Raw genomic sequence first — 17,655 nt, 5'->3', positions numbered from 1 at the left:
CGAAGGCGAATTGGGATTCATAAATACCTATCAGAAATTATATATGTGGCTACGTCGAGTAGACGGAGTAGCCACGCTGGGGAGAATTGAGTCGCCCAGTTGGATCGAGCAACAGTGCCCGATTCCAGTAGCGATCGGCGTCGGTGTCGAGTGTCACTTTGGTGACGGCACCAGACGTCGAGGACACACGGGGCTCCTTCGCAGTCGCAATGTGCGCTGCGAGATACGTCTCGACGTCAGCAAGCGCACTTTCGTCGTCGGTAAACGGCTTACACCGTCTGTTGACGACAATGTGCGCGTCCTCGATGAAGGCGGACAAGTCGCCCACATCGAGCTCGGTTTCGAGGATTTCGGAGACGTCGTGAGGAACAATCCGTGGCATGAGTGGAAAAGAAAGGAGAGAGTGTTACGTCAGCGAGAAGAGTCCCGTTTAGGCCTCGATCTTTACGCCAGCTTCGGGGTGGATCGCCTTCCAGCCCAGGCGATTCCGCACCTGGAAGACGATCTTGTTCTCGGACTCCTTCTCGTACTTCTGCGAAGTCATCGCCTCGCGCTCGGACTCGATACCGTACCGGGCGGAGTCGAACATCATCGCCTCGCCAGCACTAGTCAGGCCCGAGTCGTCGACGATGGCGTCGACACCGGCAACCTGTCCGAAGGCACCGTCGCGGACGACGTCGTCACCGAGCTCGGAGGCGCGGGTGAAGGCCTCGGACTTCATGAGGTTGCCCTTCGACTGGGCGCTGACGATAAGGAGATCTGGGTTGTACGACTCGGCCTCGAGGGCCGTCATGGCGTCGACAACGTCCTCGTACGCGAGTGCGCCGGCACCATCGCCGATGACGGAGCCTTGGAGGTTCACCAGGTTGCCACCACCGTCAGTCTCGCTGATCTCCGCGAACGCAGCCTCGTTGAGGGCGTCAGCGAGATCCTGTGCTCGCTCCTTGGTATGGAGGTTGACAACGTCGAGAAGCGCATCCTCGACGGACTCGTAGGTGAGCTCGACTTCGACACCGTACTTATCGTGCTCGACAGTGACTTTTCGCGTCGCGTCACCAGCCGACGGGTAGGCCGTCCCCTCGTCGACGACACCCGCAGCGCGAGTCTCGTCGAGAACAGGAATCTCGATGGTGTTCGAGTCGATGCCCGTGCTGTCGACAGGGTGGAACGCCTGACGGAAGACACGGTTCGACTGCGCGTACGATTCGACTTCAGCGCGGACTGCTTCCTGACTGATAACGTCGTTAGAGAGAATAGTACTCATTGTTGAATCGAAATTGAGATATCAGAAAACTGATATTCAGAAACGGAACTGCTGAAAACGGACATCCGAAGTCAGCAGAAAAGGTGCGAGCGAACCCCGCTCGCGTGGGTTAGTGTCTAAGCCTGGAGTTCGTCGAGACGCTGCTCAGCATCGCGCTTGGCAGCGTCCCAACCCATCGAGTCATACGACTCAATCTGGGACTCCAGCTCAGCAATTTCGGCGTCGGACTCGGACTCGCCACCAGTGGAAAGTTCGGCGTCACCGTCGCCCCCAGTCTGGGGTGCCGGCGTTGCCTCCGACGTGTCGTCGTTGGAGGTGACAAGCGAGGCCTCGGCTTCGTCGAACGTCTCGCGAAGCTCGTCGAACGAGAACTTCTCCGCAAGCATCTCAGCCTCGAAGGCCGTGTCCTCCGACAGCTGGCTCGCATACTCGAGACGAACGCTCTCGAGCTCGTTACGAAGCTCCTGGTTCTGGGAACGAAGCGTCGCGACTTCATCACGAAGCTCGTCGCCCTGTAATTCGGCTTCCTCAGTGTCGTCCGACTCGTCGTCGGCCTCAACCTCAGCCTCCTCAGTATCCCCCGACTCGTTGTCGGCTTCAACTTCGGCTTCCTCGGTATCTTCCGACTCAGTGTCGGCTTCAACTTCGGCTTCCTCGGCTTCTTCGCCTGGCGAAGAGCCGGGGCTGCGAGACTCCATCTCGCTTTCTTCGTCGTCCGGTTCGATGTCGTCAGTATTCTCGTCAGTCATAGTTGTAGTAGAATCAGAACCACTCGTCGCGAGGATCGCATCGACGTCGGACTCGGAAAGCGAGGCCAGCACTTCACTGGGGTGCTCTCCAGCCTCAACGTAGTTGCTCGGCGAACCACCGCGTGGGACGAGTGAGAGATCGAGGAAGCGAACATCCTCGACAATCACTTCGCCTTCGCTGGTGCGCCCACCGTCGCCGTGTAAGGCATGAACGGAGACTTCGAGTCGTCCCCGTGCTACCTTGGTAGCGAGTTCCTCGTCGTCGATTTCGGCCTCGAAGACGATACCGACGCCGGGCTCGAACCCAGCATCGATGACTTCTCCGACGACTGATTCGACGGTTTTGTCGTCATGGTTCTTGTTGAGTGGGACACCGACGAGCGACTGTACAGAAGCCTCAAGCGCCGTGTCAGGCCAGAACTTGGGCCCGTTGGAGCCAAACGTAACCTCATTGGCGCCGATGGCGACACCGTGGACGGTGTACGGCTCCGACTGATCCTCGAGGGCCTCACACCGGGCGACTCCGGTAGGGTTCGAGGACGTCGTCGTGTGCTCGACAGTGTCAGTGGTTTCAGTAGTCATCGTGTGATTACAATGTCGTGTGCGCCAACATTCGGAAACGTCTCGACAGCCCCCGACTTGTACGTTACAACGAACTCGGCTCGATACCGTCCGAGCTCGTTCGTGTCCGACGCATTCCAGTTGTAGCGTGCGACACCAGCTGTTGCGTCAATAACGTCAGCCGGTTTGTCGATGAGAACGTCCCCACCGCGAGGCTGGCGCATTTGGAACTGGACGTCAGCATCAGTTAGATCGACACCGTCACCGACACTGTCGCGAAGGACAGCCTGGATGCTTGGTGCCGTATCGCCAACTGCGAGAGAGAACGTCTCAGCCATGTCTATCAGTAAGCGTTAGTCCAGCTCCATTCCCACATTGGAGAGATCCAACGTGTCGATGGAACCAAGATCGTATGACTGATCCAGCGCATTCGTGAAGATGAGATCACCAGAGGTGGCGTCGCGAACGTAGACGTAATTGACACTCGTCGTCGCGTCAGAGACGTTGTACGAAAGCGCGCCCATCTCGACAGACGTAGTGCCAGCGTCCTGCGTAACGGTTGGCCCAGTCACACTCTGGACTGCGTAGTCAGCACCATCCGGTTCGGTGCTAATCGCAGCATAACTATCTCCCTCAGCAATCGCATCGACAGTGTCATCGAAGAGCCCAACCTCAACATCGCGTCCATTAAACGCGTTGTCAAGGACGAGAAGCTCTCCCTCGTCATGAAGAAATGCCATAAGTAGCGACAAAATCGCGTCAGTTATTCGCAAAACTGTCCGTAGTCAGAAGAACGCGTACACAGTACCCTATGCGCCCTGGGGTACTAACACTTCACAGACAGATAGGTAGCGTGTACGCCTCTGCGTGGTTCGACACCGACTTACTCAGTCACTTCGACGTCGATCTCGTTGGTGGAGACATTCAGCGTGGAACTGTTCGATCCGCCAACGACGTCGGACTGATTCCGACTCGAACGTAGTGACGCACTGTTCGAGGAGTCTTGGCCCTGTAGCCGGTTCGAACCACTCGTTGGGCCCGCGAGTCGCGGATCGTATCCGAACGGCACCAGTGGCGTCGCAAGCGCACTGTAGAGCTGGGAGACTACAGCTGCGCTGGTGGTGCCGTCGGGGACAACTGTGGACACTGTCGAGTCGACGTGCGATGCCTGTGAGACTCCGAGAGAGCCCACTGACGGAGACAGAGAGGCAGTTGCTTCCCGAACGGGCACCGCCAGTAGTTCAACACCGGACGCCGTCTGAGGGGTACTCAGAGCCACTGGAGTCGACACCAGACTACCGTGGACAGTAGCACCGGACAATCCACTTGCTGGATCCAACGTCGGCGCCACAGTCGCCCCAGAACCGTACACGCCAGCTATTGCTTCAGCAAGCGGTGTTGCCGTCTCACCAGTCGCACCCGTGAGTAACGCAGTGGAAGACGTTGTCGTGTCAGTAGTTGGTGCCCCAGTCGTTGTCAACACCGCGAGCTTCGTTGCTCGAACGGCGTCAAGCAGTGTCTCCGCACCGTACATCGTTGACTGGACAGCCAGCGATGTTGTGCCAGCACTGACTCCCTTCAGTGCGCCCACAATCGGCTGCGATGTCGTCTGGGCTGCGTTGGACGCAACCGTTGGGGCTGCCTGTGACACGACACTTGGAGTGTACACAGGTGTGTTGTGGGTAGTACTCGTCGCTTCCATCGAAACGAGGACAGTCCCACTGGGCAGCTGGGGTGTCGTCGCACCAGTTGTACGAGTCACTCCAGACGTAGCGGTGGCGTGTTTCACCGGCTCCGTAGTAGCGGTTCCACCAGCAACTGGTGCTGCCGTCATGTCGACACCAACAGTCGGAGTCGGAACCGACGTCGTCGTCGAGGAGATCGTGTCACCCTCGACACTAGGCGCAGTGCGTGACACACTGGACGGCATTGTCGGGGTTGGAGCCGACACAGTCGTTTCCACATCCGGAGTCAGTCCAGCCGACGCAGTGCCAGTTGTGGACGACGCTGTTGCCGTTGCGCCCCCACCCGAGACGCTGCTGAATCCGGAGCCACCAGGCGTCGGCGTAGTAGTCTCTCCCGTGATACCCTTTCCGGGGGTACTGACACGAGTTTCATCCCCCCACGCGTCACTACACTGCGGGTAGTCCGGGTAGATGAGGAATGTCCTGAGAGTTGGCGATCCCCACTGATCTGTCCGAACACCAGTGTCTGCGTTGTATCTCCCGAACTCGTACGGGAACCCGTAGCTGACATATAGATCTCCGCTGGGAGTGATAGATAACTGATCAATCCCAGTGATTCGTTGCGTCTCCGTAACTTCAGTCTCCCACACGACACCACTGCCCCAGTTGTACTTCAGAAGGCCGAACGAGTTGTCCGTCTTAGTGGCGAAGTATATCGAACCATCTTGGCCAACCTTCGGATCGACACGCCAGTTAATCTGGGATACCGACGAGTCTGTGTTGACTTCCGAAAGTGCTGAGTCGAATTTCCGCAGTACACCGCTGTCGAAGAACGTGACGCCACCAGTCTGAGGATCAAGAACTGGCTGAGACATGTCCCCACTGGTGTCAAGTATATTCGCAGAAACAAACCCACCACTACGGACTCTAGCAACCTTCTTGTCGTGGTACGCGTCACCAGCAGCGAGGACGTATAGGCCACCCTCTCCGTCAGGAACAGTCCCGTCCCAACTAGAATTGAGCCTCGTCCCACTTTTCCAGTCCTGGTTCCCGGTTTTCGCGTCGTACTTCTCTACCTGCCCTAGGTAGTCAGCAACGAATACGTTGCCACCGTCGTCAACAGAGATTTCTGCTTTGTGATCGTCTAATTCCACTTCCCATCGAACATCTCCCTCTGGAGTGTGCGAGATAATCCCGTAGTCACTCCTCGCGAAGAGGTTCTTATCGGAATCCATCTTGATCTGACTGTAGTTATCTCCTAAGTCAACCTCAGAAACGAGATTGAGATCCTCGTCAATCTGTCGGAGATTACTACCGTCCATCCCGTACAGGAATCGCGAATCGGGTATGGGCAAACTCACCCGAGTGCTGGGTTGGAACGTGGATGCGTCGGCCTCGACAGTCGTCTCCGGAGTAGTGGTTGCCCCCGAGATCGTCGACGTCGACGTCGACGCAGTGTCGGTGACGAGCTCGGCGTCACCAACAACGGTGACGAGTCCCTGTGGCACGGTGGGGGCCGACATAGCATCTAATTCGGTTACGGATGGGGCTGCCGTTGACGCTACCCCTGGGGTATCCGTGATCGAACTGGCACTTGTAGGCGCAGACAGTGCCGTCTTCCCTGAAAGCGCAGATGGCTGGGTGGTGGACACACTGGAACCAGCTTGTGACGGAACAGGCGCAGCGATCGCCTCGGACATCGGCTCTGTCGTGTCCGACGTCGCCCCGTGGAGGATCGCACTCGCCGTCTCGGTGATAAGTCGACTGACGGTGAATGGTGACGCACTCGCAGTCGTCGATGTCGTGTTACACGAGACGGCCGTCGTGAGAGACGACACAGTGGGTAACACGGAAGCCGAAAGCGTAGACGAGGTAGGTGCCGACATCGCCACACCAGACACCGCAGTCGGCGTCGACGTCGCACTCAGTAGTGTTGACGTTGGAGTGAGTCCGACACTTGCGCTTGGCAGGTTCGTACTGGAACCAGCGCTGATGCTTCCAGCACTGGATCCAACTGTGGCACCAACCGTCGGCGATGTCGGTGTGGTGGTTGGTGACATACCAGTACCAGCTGGTGACGACGTGGATACTGTCGTGGGTGACGACACACTGCCGACTGTACCAACAACGGTAGCGGGAGAGGTAGACGTGGCTACCGTTTCGGGTTGAGTCGGGGTAGTCGTCGAGATCTCCGTCGTTGCTGACGCCTCGACAACCGTCTGTTCAATACCCAGAGCAAAGTCCAGAGTATTGTTATCGTAGCTTCCAGCCTCTGTCAACTGGAACGGGACACTGTCTGCTTTCGGAGGATCGTACGGTGGAACCGGTGAGAGAGTCACCGTCGGTTCATACACGTCCACCCCAACACTCACGGCCATTGCTGACGACTCTCGAGAAGGCGTCACATCAGGCTGGGACATTGTCGCCGACGAGGTGACAGCCGTCGCTGACGCAAGGTTCCCCTCGTCAAGCCCAAATTCGATATTTGTCGTGCCGTAGTCGTCTGCCTGCGTCAGATCGAACCCAATGTCATCATTGAGAGGTGGAGTGTACTCCATTATTAGCTGTTCACGTACGGGTAGCTCTCAGTATTGAAGACGTTCCCATCCGCATCCTTGTACTGTGCTACAACGTGTAGCGTACTGTCTGGGGCCTCCACAGTCCAGTTCCCATTTGAATCAGTAGTGGTTCGGCCTCCGAACGCGTTGCTATCTTCGTCAATAACCAGGATCTCAACATCACTGGTGGAAGCACCATCGACTGTGGCAGTCCCCGATATCTGTACAGTAACCTCCCAGTTCGCACCACCGTAGCTGTCTAAATTGGGGAACCCACCAAGCGATTCGTGAGCAGTAGAGTTGAATTGTGTGTCTGTATTCTTCCACAGCACACTCCCATCAGACTTATCGATTCGATATAACCCAGCATCAGAAGAAGCCCACAACGTGTCAGGTGACACATCGATACCTACAAAATACGGACTTCCAGAAATACTCACTTCCCACTGCGTATTCCCGTCAAAATCAAGATGGGCAATTTTTCCACCACTTCCTGCTGTATATAGTCCGCCCCTATCCATATCCAAGTTCGTGTAGTTGGACACAGTGAAGTTTCCATCGTTGATAGTACTCCCTTCAACGAAGGTATCTGATCTCCATAAGTTAGACGTAGTCAATTCGGTACTGTACAGAGATCCGTTGTGGTGGAGGATACCCGAAGAATCGTCATTATACCCTACAAGTTCTTCCGCAGAATCGTTGCCATTGGCGAATCCGTACCGTCTATCTTCAGAGTCATCAGCTGCCTGGACGTACAAATAGTCACCACCATCGTACGACATATCTAGACAGCCTATATTAGTGTCATAGCTGTTCCAGACAATCGATCCATCGGGATCAAGTCGAATAATCCGGCTACCACCACCTACAAAAATAGCATTCCCATTATCAGCAACCTCAACTACCGTGGTTGAGTACGTTTCACCAGAAGTCCAGATGAGATTCATATCTGGACTATATTTTTTGAGGTACTGGCCGACTATTGCGTAGACGTTTCCATCGGCATCTCGATCGATACCACCGACAGAATCACTAACCGAATGAAATGCTACAGTATCGCCTGTCTCGTTGTCGATTTCTAGTATTCTACTGGCGTCACTTCCAAACGCTGGAACGAATATAGTATCAAATGACATATGATTATACGTAGCGAATTCCTAGTTCATCCGAGTAGTACAGATTTTTTCGGGCTTCATTTTCAGACAAATCACCAGGTGATGATGGAATGCTAGAAACGTATTCAGAATCCTGTCGGTTCGCATCATCTACCATGGATGGGCGATAATGAATCCGAGTCACAAACCCGTCGTCGTCAGTCCAGATTAGGGGCATTAGTGGGGTGATAAAGAGAATATTCGGCAAACATTACGTAAGCGACAGAAACAGCGAGAATCAGTCGTCGACAATTGGTACCCACGTACACCGACACCTAGGGTGGATCGGAATCCGCCCTCGTGCCTCCTCCAGCGTGTACGTGGTGCCCTGTAACGACGCACACTTCGGACACACCCGACTGTCGCCGGCTGTATGGTGCTCGACGTCGGCCTCCACCTCAGTGAAGCCTTCCGACTCAAACCGATCCAGCGTGCCCTCAGCATGGGCGTGGATGATCTCAGTCTGCGACAGTGTCTTCGCCCGAGTCATCCCGATTTTGTCCACACGATCGTTGATCTTCCGAGCTGCCTTCCGCGGGTTCCACCCCTGAGAGATCGCCTTCGAGAGTTCGCGAGATATCTGAGTGTCCATCTCCTGGGTGATACCCTCGAGGCCGTCGTAGGCCCGTGCGTACACCAGCTCGATCTTCGACGAGTGAACGGGCTGGTTGAAGATATCTTCCAGGTTCTCGAGCACCTGGGCGTCGCCCCCTTGCTGGCGAATCTTGGCACCTGCGTCAGTGACACCCTTGGCGTACGCTTTCTGGACGTACTGTGCTGTCCAGTGCTCGCCACGACGGACAGCGCGCCCACTAGTCGTCTCCAGCACTCCGTTGTCCACTTGCTCTCTAAGCCACGCCTGGAAGCGCTGACGCTTTTCTGGGTTCGAAAGGAACTCGTACTCGCGTGGATCCGGAGCGCTGTTGACGGCACGCTGGGTGCCAAGCTGGAGGATGTCTAGTTCCTCAACCGACTCGCGAACGTCGCCCTTGATACTGCGGAATCGTTTGCTGGCATCGCTGCCGAAGGCGTCTCGGAGAGTCTTGGTTCGCGTCGGATCAGTGGTTGGCACAGGTGTGTGTTGGTGAAGTATCGATAGTTGAGAAGCAATACCGCGTGCGACAGAAACAGCAGACAGCGAGGAGACGAATTGGGCGTTGGAGTCCGACTTAGCCCGAATCCTCCTCACCACTGGAGGTGTCGAGCTCGACATCGCCACCGTCGCCGACTGAGTCGGGGGTAGCTGGCTCGCCATAGAGCTCTTCGAACTCTGCCTGGACGTTCGCATCCGACTCGTCGAGTCCCGATTCGAGGGCCGACTCTTCGGCCTCGTCGACATCAGGAAGGCCAAGTATCCCACGCATCTCCTCAGCGGGGACGATATCGCGGGGGCTTTCGCCCTCACCAGTCGCAGCCTTGAGTCCCTGGGCGAGCGTCGCGAACTCGTCGGCGTCGAACCCGTCGCGTCGAAGCGGGTTCTCCTCGGTGGGTTCCTCAATAGTCAGCTGGACGCTCGAAACTGCCTCATCACTGTATCCGAGCTGCGCTGCCTTCTCCTTCAGAACCGGCGTGAAGATACTCTCAAGTTTGTGCCGTTTCGCCTCCACACGGCGCTCGTACTGGGGAGTCTGCTCGCTCGTGACATCCCGATTGATGCTGTCGGTGTGGGCAAGCTTGTACTTCGGAACCGGGAGTGCCGAAATAATCTCCTCAACGAGCCAGTCGAGAAGCTCCTCGATCTCGGGGACGTCGGACGAAATCGTGTCAATCTCAACGTCACCAGGCACGAAGTCCTTGTCTTCAACGTCCCACTCCCCGGCCTTGTGCTTATCACGGTACGACGTCATCTCTTCTTCGGGCCAGATGCCCGCACGCGGGTTCTGGGCGTCACCGTTCGGTTCGCCGAGTTTGAACACCCAGTGGGGGTACCCCTTCGAATGGACGGCTTCGCCAACGTCGGACAACATCCGATCCAACTCGGCGATCTCCTTCGAGATTGGCTCGATAGTTGAATTGCCGAAGATATCGGCTGTGTCGGGATCGTGAACCATCTTGATGATGTCATCCTGGCTCAGATACACCGTGTCCTTGTTGAACGGGCCAGCGAGCGCACCATTGCCCCACTGCCCGTACGCTGCTGCCTCACCACGAGGCGTCAATTGGACACCACTGACGTCAGTGTCGTCGGGGCGAATGAGGACAGCCTGCGAGTCGTACGTGTACGCCTCAACAGTACTCGGGTTGACGAGTCGGAATCCCCACGTCTCCTCCGGGTTCTCCTTGGTGGGAATCTTCTCTACGATACACGATCCACGAACCTCCTCGTGGACGACTGAACCCTCGAGGATCTCAACGAAGTCTTGGTTGGACTCACCAGCGACAATGGCTGCCCCCGAAAGCCACTCAAGTAGCTCGTCGACGAGATCGTCATCGATGGCTTCGACTCTGTACCCAGGTGCCACCACGTCAGACGCGTAGATGTTGATTCCACGACGGACGAGTGGGTTCGATCGATACTGTTCCCAGTAGGCCTCGATGTCCCCTGAGTCGGGACTGATACTGTTGGTTTCCCCCCGGACAGTGAAACCTGAGTAATCACCTGAAGACTGCTTTGTCTGTGGATCTGCCGTGGAGAGAAGCGCCTCACGGGCTTGGTTCGTCCGACTGCGGATTCTATCTGAAAGACTCATTAGATGTGAATATCAAGAAAGTTAAATTTCTGAGTTAGTACGTGAAGAAGCCGTAGCCCGCGTTCGATTCGGAACCTGCGTTCATTCCCCACGCTGCTAGCGACAACGCATCCACTAAGTCGGGCGAACGCCCCATCTTGTCCGACTTCTTCAGATCGGACTTCGACGTCGCCGTCCACGCCTGCGCACTCCGAGTCGACTTCTCAGTAAACTCGATGTGGCGAGAAGCAGCACGCAGTTCGGATGCGAGATCGGAGTCACGTTCGATGGCACCCTCTTCAAGCCACTCACCAAGCTTCCCGAGTGCCTCAGAACGCTCGTTGTAGTATTTATTTGGCTCTCGGGCGTTCGATCCACGCTTGAACCTGGTGATGTTGTACCGAGTGTCGAGCTCGTCGGCTACTCCGCTTCCTTCGCCGACTGCGTCGATGACAACTGGGACGCCGTCGTCGTCTCCGACAGCGTTCATTACCAACTGCTTGTTGCGACGGTGATCCCCAGGCGCTTCGACGTCGACGAGGACGTCGGCCCGAGTTTCAGTGATACCGATGACGACGGTTCTGTCGTCACCGCCACGGGCGATGTCGACGCCGAACGCACAGTACTCGGTGTCGAGGAAGCCGACGTCGTCCCATCGTGCTTCCGCACCAGCGACATCGTTCGCATAGAACGGGCGGACAGACTCAGTCCCGTCATCGGGGATAGCACCGAGTCGACGTCGAACCCAGCGCTCGTCAAGTCCGTCCTTCGTTGGGCGGAGGATACCGTCCTCGTCGGCCTCAACCTGCGACATTGCCTCCTCGACGTCGGGCAGATCGTCGTTGTTCCACAGCGCGTAGTCCTCCTCAAGCTGTTCGAGTCCGACAAGGCCAGGTATCGTCGAGCCGTCGTCGAGTCCCGCCTCGACACGGACGTTGTTGGAGTCGAACGAGGAGAAATTGATAGTGTGGTAGTTGTCCCCTGCGAGGAGATCGTACATTGAATTCGCTTCCGAACGGGGCGGATTGCCGATGACGAGGAACCTGTCGTTGTCGTCCGTCACTGAGGAGCGGGCCGACTCGATGACGTCCGTCCCAACTTCGGGCTTGTCCGCCTCGTCAACGATGACGAGCATCTTCTCAGCGTGGCGTCCTTCGAGAGAACCTGGATTCGTCGTCGAGATCGCACGGAACGCCTTACTGGGGTGATCGTCGAACTCGATACGAGGCGGGGACTCCTTCATCGTCCCCGGTAGCGGGAATCCGCGATCCCGTGCGTCCTTCAGCAGCGACTTCATCTCGCTCCACACTGTGTCCGACATCTGGGCGTACGAGCCAGACGTCATCATCACCGAGCCGTGGGGGTTGCAGTAGAGGAACGCGAGGTTGAGAACGGCGACAGCGTAGCTTTTTCCGACACCGTTCCCGGACATAATGACGGTGTTCTTGTGCTGAGTGACGTCGCTCAGAATGCGAGTCTGCGTATCTGCGAGGTTGAGATCGAGCACGTGCTCTGCGAACCGAGCGTACCGCTGTTCACCCTCGACAAACAGCTGCAAGTTATTCGCCGACTCAGCGGACATTGCGACAAGAATCAGTAGTTAACCAACACCGGCCACCGTTCGGGGGTGACTGTTGGTTAACTTCTACACAGACAGGACGTCAGTCGCCAGCTCGATCGGTGGCATCCGAAATGGCAGCCATCCAGTCTTCGGATGCCTCCGCGTCCTTGAGAGCTGGGCCCTCTTTGAGGAGCCCGAGCTTCTCCAGTTCGGCCGTGGTATCGCTCATGATTCGCGAGTACACCTGGTTGGCCCGATTCGACTTCTCAGTCTCGTCGATGAAGTTGTTCTCGAGGATGTACTCGTTCGCCCGCATCCGCTTGATGGTGTCAAGCGCGATGTTTTCGATCGCACCTCGCTCGTAGGCGCCAACGTCTGCCTCGTCGGGGAACCGCTCGATCAAGTCGACGGCAACGTCGACGAGAAGTCGCTCCTCACGATCGGAGAGGTTGTTCCGCAGATTTTCGCGAGACTGGAAGAGTCCGTGCGATACCGCATTGTCGTTGCCCTCAGGGGCACCACGTGATCCGTTAGCCATAATATATGTAAATCGGAAACCGCGTCAGTCGTGTCCGCCAGCCTTTGCCTGATAGCGTGCCATCAGACTCTCGTTCTCGAACAGGCGATCGTGCTCCGGACAGTAGGCGAAAAGTTCGTCAGTCATTGATTGGTTGCTCCTCCAGGAACTGCGAGATGCTGTCACCGGCAACGTCAGCGACGTCGCATCCGACAACGTCTGCCCATTCTTCGAGGTATTCGGCGTGTTCGACGGGTACTCGAGCTTCGACGACAACGTCCTCGGTGTAGTCAGTCATTGGTAGAAAGTCGGTAGATTACTGCGCGCCAATCTTCGTTCGCTTGGTGAGAGGATGGAGTCCAGTGAGTTCGTCCTCACACTGCTCACAGAGGGTGACAGCGTTTGCGCGTTCCTGCTCAACGTCTGGATCAACGTCGTGGACAACGAGTGCCTCGATGCTCTCACAGCGGGCACACTGTCCATCGTCGCGAGCTCGGACTTCGGCCTCGAAGGTGGATAGATCGGAGGCACCCGAGTCGGGTTGCATCTCCTCCTCGGTAGCCTCGTCACAATGGGCCTCGTGGGCGCCGATCCCGCGCTTGTCGTACTCTTGGCCACAGTAGTCGCACTCGACTTGATCGTCACTCATCGTCCATCACCGCCAGTTCCGTCCGCGTCTGGACGGTGGCAATTTCGATCTCGTCGTCGTCGAACGCGTCCTCGAGGCCATCCATGTCGAACGAAACCTGCGTTGAGACGTACGAGACGTCGTCGTCAGACAGTTCGTCTACTTCAGCGACAATCGACTGGGCCACCGTCTCAGCAACCGTTAGCGACGCTGCCTCAGTCGTCTCGAACGCGTCAAATTCGATCGGGACAGAGACTTCGTAGGTATTCAGCGCGACATCGTCGAGTGGATCATTGGCAGGCATTGGAAGAAAAGATAGAGAGAGATGTGGAGAGATTGGGCGAGTCGCCGACAACCCGTCTGGTACTATGTTACCCACTGTAGTAACACTTCACAACCGGATAGGTAGCGAAGACGGCGCGTTAGAAGGGAGTTGGCCTACTCTGCAAACTCGTCGAACTTCTCAAGCACGAGATCGAAGTACCCGTCCGTCATCCGGCGTGGGTTCTGTACCTGGTAGAAGTCGTCGAGGATGAACGCCGTCTGCTCGCGATCAAGGCCGTAGGCGTGGAACGCACCAGCGTCGAGTTCCGCCTGGATCCGTTCCCGTTCGTCGGGATCCGTCGCTGCTTCGATATCGAGCCTATCTCGCATCTCGACGAACGCATCGCCGTAACAGTTGAGCCTCGCAGCTCGCGTCCAGATGTGTTCGAACCAGTCGTCACCTTCGGTAAGGCGGGGAACTTGTGACTCTTTGAATTTATACATCACAACGCTAGTGTCGATCTTTGTCCGCATGAGATAGTCAAACGGAATACTACCAAGTAGTCCGACAGCGACAAACAGTTCTTTGTCAGTGAATATCGGCTCATACATCTCGTGTAGTGGTGACGCTGACAGATCATCCTCGGATGGAGTGATCCCGTACGGGCGAATCGTGTGGAGTTTGTTGTGACAGACGATATTGTCTGGGATTACAGCCGTGACGAGTGTTCGCTCATTTGTGAATTTCGTAACGTCTCGGAACACAACTCGCGGACGCGTACAATCAAGCAAAACATCGTCTGCTGAAAGCTCCTGCCCCCGGTGCTTCTCCAGTAGATCATTTACAAATCCGACTTGGGATCCAGATCCATCAAACGCATCGTAGATTGCTCGCTTAAGCTTCCGCAGGTTCTTTTCTCGAATGCGCTGTTTTGCGCTCTGTTCAGGGGCTACATCTTCGTTAACACTCCAGAACTCAGGGGGATTGATATCGACAAATGTTGGATCATGGTTGAATTGATAGATGTTACTTCCACCGTAGACAGGGTAGTCTCCCTCCTCAGAACTTTCTATGAACCGATCAGAATCATTTGTTCGATCTAATTCACGATAGGGTGTTGCAAACCACTTGTTTTCAAGTTTCTCCGCCACCGGCGGGTGTGTGATTATTTGACGAATAATATCAACTTCTGGCTGCTGTTTCAACTGCGGAAAAATCCGTGCCTTGGGAGAGTATTCAAGCAGGACATCTGCAGGTATTCTCAAAGCACGATCGTCAAATTCCTTAACAACATCTAATCCATGCTGTTGAAATATTCCGTTCAACTCGGATGTCGAGCCAGAATTCTTTGTCACTACCACTCCAAAGTTGTATCGTCCGTCAACGGCTTCGAAGATATCTCTGTTCTCAAAGGTGATGATTGATTTGACAGACGTATCGTCAATGAGGTGTGTACGGAGATCCTTCGTCGATGCTCCATTGAAAATTGTCCCTGGTAGGACTTGTGCGATATATCCTCCATCTTTAGATAAGTCAAAAACTCGTTCGAGAAACAATGACGACAAATCGTTCTCTGTGCTCTGCCCAATTCCATCAATAACGGGATCTTGGAGCTGATACGCGCTTGAGTTATGGAAGTACTCAGTAATTATCTCTATCTCACGCTTGTAGGAGTCCCACTCCGTTTCAATATCTGAGTTGTCTAGCAATTCGTTCTGTCTCGCTTGCTTGGCTTCTGGTGGTAGGGAATGAAACGCTTCGTCGTATCGCATGAAGAAGTCGTCCCGCGTTGGGCGTAGCCTATCCCACGGCGGATTACCAATGATGACGTCGAAGCCCCCGTCAGCGTACACCTCGGCGAATTCGAGTACCCAATGAAACGGGGTGTAACTGTCTAGATCGTCGTCAGTGACACCGTCAACGATATCACGGAAGTCAGCGAGTATCTCTTCGTCGAGATCTTCACGATACTCTCGTAACAATGAAAGCGCGTTCTGACGATGCTGCTCTGCTTCCTCTGGGAACGCGTTTAGTTCCTCGTGGAGCTCAATCTCTTCAATGACATCCTCGTATCGTGATCGGACACTATCCTCAGTCCACCGTTCAAACGTTGCGAGGCCATCATCTGTTTCCTCAGGGAAGCCAACGTAGCCAATCAACGAGTTGCCCTGTCGAACGTTGAACGCGATATTCGGAAGTGCCAATCGTTCCGTGCTGAGCTTGTCGACGTCTTCCTCCTCAAGCTCTGAGACGATCGAGAGCCACAGACGAAGCTTCCCGATCTCGACGGCCGGCTCCATGATGTCGACGCCGTAGATGTTGGACTGTACAGTTGTCTTCTTCACGCGATGACGAGGCGGAGACTCTTCTAACGTCGCCCACAGCTCCATGCGAATATTTGTTATTTCCTCAACGACAGATGTGAGAAAATGTCCGGAGCCCATGCTGGGATCAACTACGTAGAGCTCGTCAACGTCGTCAAGCAATGTTGTGATCAAATCCGTCGACGGAGCCAGTCCATCGATAAGCTCATAGAGCGTATCGTACTGTTCTATCTCCGCCTCAGGCCATCCACGATCTTCGACGAGTATCTCGGAGAACCGATCCTTGAGTGCGGGACGAACCGTCTGCTCGGCACTGAATCGAGTGATTTCCTTGGGGGTGTAGTAGGCACCCAAGTCGGCGTTCTGATCGCCCGCATCTGTCGTGAGGTAGTTGATTGTTTTCTCGAACACCGAGCCCAGTACGGACGGATCGATGTCAGCCGGCCCACCATCGACAGAGAACTGGTAGCGTTCGAGCAGGTTGATGATTGACTCAAGAACGCTGTCTCGGACGTTGAACCCGCGCTCGTCGACGTCGGAATCCGCAGATAGCTCGGGCCTGAACAGGCCACCATTTAGATACGGGATGTCGGAGTAGAGTTCTATATCATCGACGTGCGACTCTCTCTCGTCCGACTTGACGTTCATCACGTCGTAAAACAGCGGATCGAAGAACGACTTGTACATCGTCTGTGGGTAGACGCCGTCCTCGTACGTATCGACAATCGTCCGGAGTAAGTCGGGCCGGACGATGCGCTTGTCTTCAAGGAATTTGATGAAAATGAGCCGATTCATCAGTTCAACGGAGAACAGGCGTGTATCGTCACCGTCCGCTTCGTCCGGTGGGATGACACCGTCGCCGACGAGACTCCGAGCTCGACGTTCCCCATCGACGTCGCCCTCGTCGACGCCGAACACATACCGGATGTAGTCATCATAGAATTCGTCCGTTATCGCCTCCTGCTTTTCCTTCAGGACTTCCTGCGCGTCGTCGATAATCGAACGAAAGTTGTCGAAGTCGAACGTCTGGATGAGCTCAGCGACGAGCTCGCGTTCCTCTTCAGGGACAGCGTCCGTTGGGGCTACTGATGGCCCGGTTTGATTCTCGAACAGCGTCAGAAAGACGGGTTGGATATCGACGTCAGCGACAGTCGTATGCGTGTACGAGTCGGCATCGTACCGAATAAAGATCCACCGGAGTCCGTCAGTAGCGAAGCCAAAGTCGGACTCGAATTCGCGCTTACTCAGCCAGGACTTTACCTGATCGACTCCGTGCCCACGATCTTCCATGCGTTTCTTCAACGGTTCCGCCTCGATCAGGAGCCGGCTCGAGTCAACACTATCGACGTCACGAAGTGACACGGCGTAGTCGGCTTGTTCGCCACGCGTCGAAGAGAAGTCGCCGGCCTCGGCACCGTAGTCAGAATAGCCGAGCACCTCGAGCAACGGTTCGATGACGCGATCCTGCGTCAGTGGTTCGGGATCGAGCTGATCCCTTGTGAAGTCCGATCGGGGGACGTACTCGCCCCGTCCTCGGGAAAACGTGTCATCAAGATCGTCGTCATCTGTGTACTGCTCGCGAAGGCTGGTGATACACGAGTCGATCGTGTTGATTACGAGATCGACATCGTCGTCAGAGACAGTGGTGTCGAACTCGTCGAAGTCAAACTCAGTCTGTGCGTCGGAGGCCGACATTGATGACGGCTTTCGCACCCGACGA

General features: G+C 55.7%; 16 protein-coding genes. 1 reads left to right on the top strand and 15 read right to left on the bottom strand.

Annotated elements, in window-relative coordinates:
- Positions 1-49 precede the first annotated feature (49 nt).
- The 6 genes from BN903_RS07975 to BN903_RS16675 all read right to left on the bottom strand — a co-directional run bounded on the left by BN903_RS07975 (position 50) and on the right by BN903_RS16675 (position 5,614).
- Entirely contained in the window at positions 50-382 is a 333-nt protein-coding gene (locus BN903_RS07975) for a hypothetical protein (RefSeq protein ID WP_048077242.1), read from the bottom strand.
- A gap of 48 nt (positions 383-430) precedes the next feature.
- A complete protein-coding gene (locus BN903_RS07970; RefSeq protein ID WP_048077241.1) occupies positions 431-1,264 on the bottom strand; it encodes a phage major capsid protein in 834 nt (277 codons plus the stop codon).
- A 116-nt stretch (positions 1,265-1,380) separates the two neighbouring features.
- Complete coding sequence (locus BN903_RS07965; protein WP_048077240.1) at positions 1,381-2,595, bottom strand: hypothetical protein; 1,215 nt, start codon at positions 2,593-2,595, stop codon at positions 1,381-1,383.
- Complete coding sequence (locus BN903_RS07960; RefSeq protein ID WP_048077239.1) at positions 2,592-2,912, bottom strand: BppU family phage baseplate upper protein; 321 nt, start codon at positions 2,910-2,912, stop codon at positions 2,592-2,594. Before BN903_RS07960 ends, BN903_RS07965 begins: the two co-directional genes overlap by 4 nt.
- 15 nt (positions 2,913-2,927) lie before the next feature.
- Positions 2,928-3,314, bottom strand: a complete 387-nt coding sequence (locus tag BN903_RS07955; RefSeq protein ID WP_048077238.1) for a hypothetical protein — start codon at positions 3,312-3,314, stop codon at positions 2,928-2,930.
- A gap of 143 nt (positions 3,315-3,457) precedes the next feature.
- Entirely contained in the window at positions 3,458-5,614 is a 2,157-nt protein-coding gene (locus BN903_RS16675; protein WP_195155757.1) for a hypothetical protein, read from the bottom strand.
- Here BN903_RS16675 and BN903_RS07950 point away from each other — a divergent pair.
- Positions 5,607-6,428 carry a hypothetical protein gene (locus BN903_RS07950; RefSeq protein ID WP_048077237.1) on the top strand — a complete coding sequence of 274 codons (822 nt, stop codon included), beginning with the start codon at positions 5,607-5,609 and terminating at the stop codon, positions 6,426-6,428. The genes BN903_RS16675 and BN903_RS07950 overlap by 8 nt on opposite strands.
- A 391-nt stretch (positions 6,429-6,819) precedes the next feature.
- Here the strand turns inward: BN903_RS07950 and BN903_RS15810 are convergent, their stop codons facing one another.
- The 9 genes from BN903_RS15810 to BN903_RS07910 form a co-directional block, all read right to left on the bottom strand.
- A complete protein-coding gene (locus BN903_RS15810; RefSeq protein ID WP_079890617.1) occupies positions 6,820-7,953 on the bottom strand; it encodes a PQQ-binding-like beta-propeller repeat protein in 1,134 nt (377 codons plus the stop codon).
- Positions 7,954-8,209: 256 nt separating this feature from the next.
- Positions 8,210-9,043, bottom strand: coding sequence for a phage head morphogenesis protein (locus tag BN903_RS16670; protein ID WP_048077235.1), 834 nt, complete (start codon positions 9,041-9,043; stop codon positions 8,210-8,212).
- Positions 9,044-9,140: 97 nt separating this feature from the next.
- Complete coding sequence (locus BN903_RS17380) at positions 9,141-10,661, bottom strand: hypothetical protein (protein ID WP_195155756.1); 1,521 nt, start codon at positions 10,659-10,661, stop codon at positions 9,141-9,143.
- A gap of 34 nt (positions 10,662-10,695) precedes the next feature.
- Positions 10,696-12,222 (bottom strand): hypothetical protein, encoded by a 1,527-nt coding sequence (locus BN903_RS07930; protein WP_048077233.1) that lies wholly within the window; start codon positions 12,220-12,222, stop codon positions 10,696-10,698.
- Positions 12,223-12,301: 79 nt separating this feature from the next.
- On the bottom strand, positions 12,302-12,739 hold the full coding sequence (locus BN903_RS07925; protein ID WP_048077232.1) for a hypothetical protein: 438 nt from the start codon (positions 12,737-12,739) through the stop codon (positions 12,302-12,304).
- A 118-nt stretch (positions 12,740-12,857) separates the two neighbouring features.
- The gene (locus tag BN903_RS16665; protein ID WP_154018093.1) at positions 12,858-13,016 is read right to left on the bottom strand and encodes a hypothetical protein; all 159 of its coding nucleotides are present in this window, start codon (positions 13,014-13,016) and stop codon (positions 12,858-12,860) included.
- A gap of 18 nt (positions 13,017-13,034) precedes the next feature.
- Positions 13,035-13,367: a hypothetical protein gene (locus BN903_RS07920; protein WP_048077231.1), complete on the bottom strand. Its 333-nt coding sequence runs from the start codon at positions 13,365-13,367 to the stop codon at positions 13,035-13,037.
- On the bottom strand, positions 13,360-13,650 hold the full coding sequence (locus tag BN903_RS07915; RefSeq protein WP_048077230.1) for a hypothetical protein: 291 nt from the start codon (positions 13,648-13,650) through the stop codon (positions 13,360-13,362). Before BN903_RS07915 ends, BN903_RS07920 begins: the two co-directional genes overlap by 8 nt.
- A 134-nt stretch (positions 13,651-13,784) precedes the next feature.
- Entirely contained in the window at positions 13,785-17,630 is a 3,846-nt protein-coding gene (locus BN903_RS07910) for an Eco57I restriction-modification methylase domain-containing protein (protein ID WP_048077229.1), read from the bottom strand.
- Positions 17,631-17,655 lie beyond the last annotated feature (25 nt).

Source organism: Halorubrum sp. AJ67 (assembly GCF_000513435.1).
Note: the sequence above shows the minus strand (reverse complement) of the source record. Positions and strands in the feature narration are given on the sequence as shown.

Bases quoted from the DNA above. Each gene is read 5' to 3' on its own strand.
- BN903_RS07970 (WP_048077241.1), bottom strand. From the start codon at position 1,264: ATGAGTACTATTCTCTCTAACGACGTTATCAGTCAGGAAGCAGTCCGC.
- BN903_RS07925 (WP_048077232.1), bottom strand. From the start codon at position 12,739: ATGGCTAACGGATCACGTGGTGCCCCTGAGGGCAACGACAATGCGGTA.
- BN903_RS07960 (WP_048077239.1), bottom strand. From the start codon at position 2,912: ATGGCTGAGACGTTCTCTCTCGCAGTTGGCGATACGGCACCAAGCATC.
- BN903_RS16665 (WP_154018093.1), bottom strand. From the start codon at position 13,016: ATGACTGACTACACCGAGGACGTTGTCGTCGAAGCTCGAGTACCCGTC.
- BN903_RS07920 (WP_048077231.1), bottom strand. From the start codon at position 13,367: ATGAGTGACGATCAAGTCGAGTGCGACTACTGTGGCCAAGAGTACGAC.
- BN903_RS07910 (WP_048077229.1), bottom strand. From the start codon at position 17,630: ATGTCGGCCTCCGACGCACAGACTGAGTTTGACTTCGACGAGTTCGAC.
- BN903_RS07965 (WP_048077240.1), bottom strand. From the start codon at position 2,595: ATGACTACTGAAACCACTGACACTGTCGAGCACACGACGACGTCCTCG.
- BN903_RS07915 (WP_048077230.1), bottom strand. From the start codon at position 13,650: ATGCCTGCCAATGATCCACTCGACGATGTCGCGCTGAATACCTACGAA.
- BN903_RS07950 (WP_048077237.1), top strand. From the start codon at position 5,607: ATGGGCAAACTCACCCGAGTGCTGGGTTGGAACGTGGATGCGTCGGCC.
- BN903_RS17380 (WP_195155756.1), bottom strand. From the start codon at position 10,661: ATGAGTCTTTCAGATAGAATCCGCAGTCGGACGAACCAAGCCCGTGAG.
- BN903_RS07955 (WP_048077238.1), bottom strand. From the start codon at position 3,314: ATGGCATTTCTTCATGACGAGGGAGAGCTTCTCGTCCTTGACAACGCG.
- BN903_RS07975 (WP_048077242.1), bottom strand. From the start codon at position 382: ATGCCACGGATTGTTCCTCACGACGTCTCCGAAATCCTCGAAACCGAG.
- BN903_RS15810 (WP_079890617.1), bottom strand. From the start codon at position 7,953: ATGTCATTTGATACTATATTCGTTCCAGCGTTTGGAAGTGACGCCAGT.
- BN903_RS07930 (WP_048077233.1), bottom strand. From the start codon at position 12,222: ATGTCCGCTGAGTCGGCGAATAACTTGCAGCTGTTTGTCGAGGGTGAA.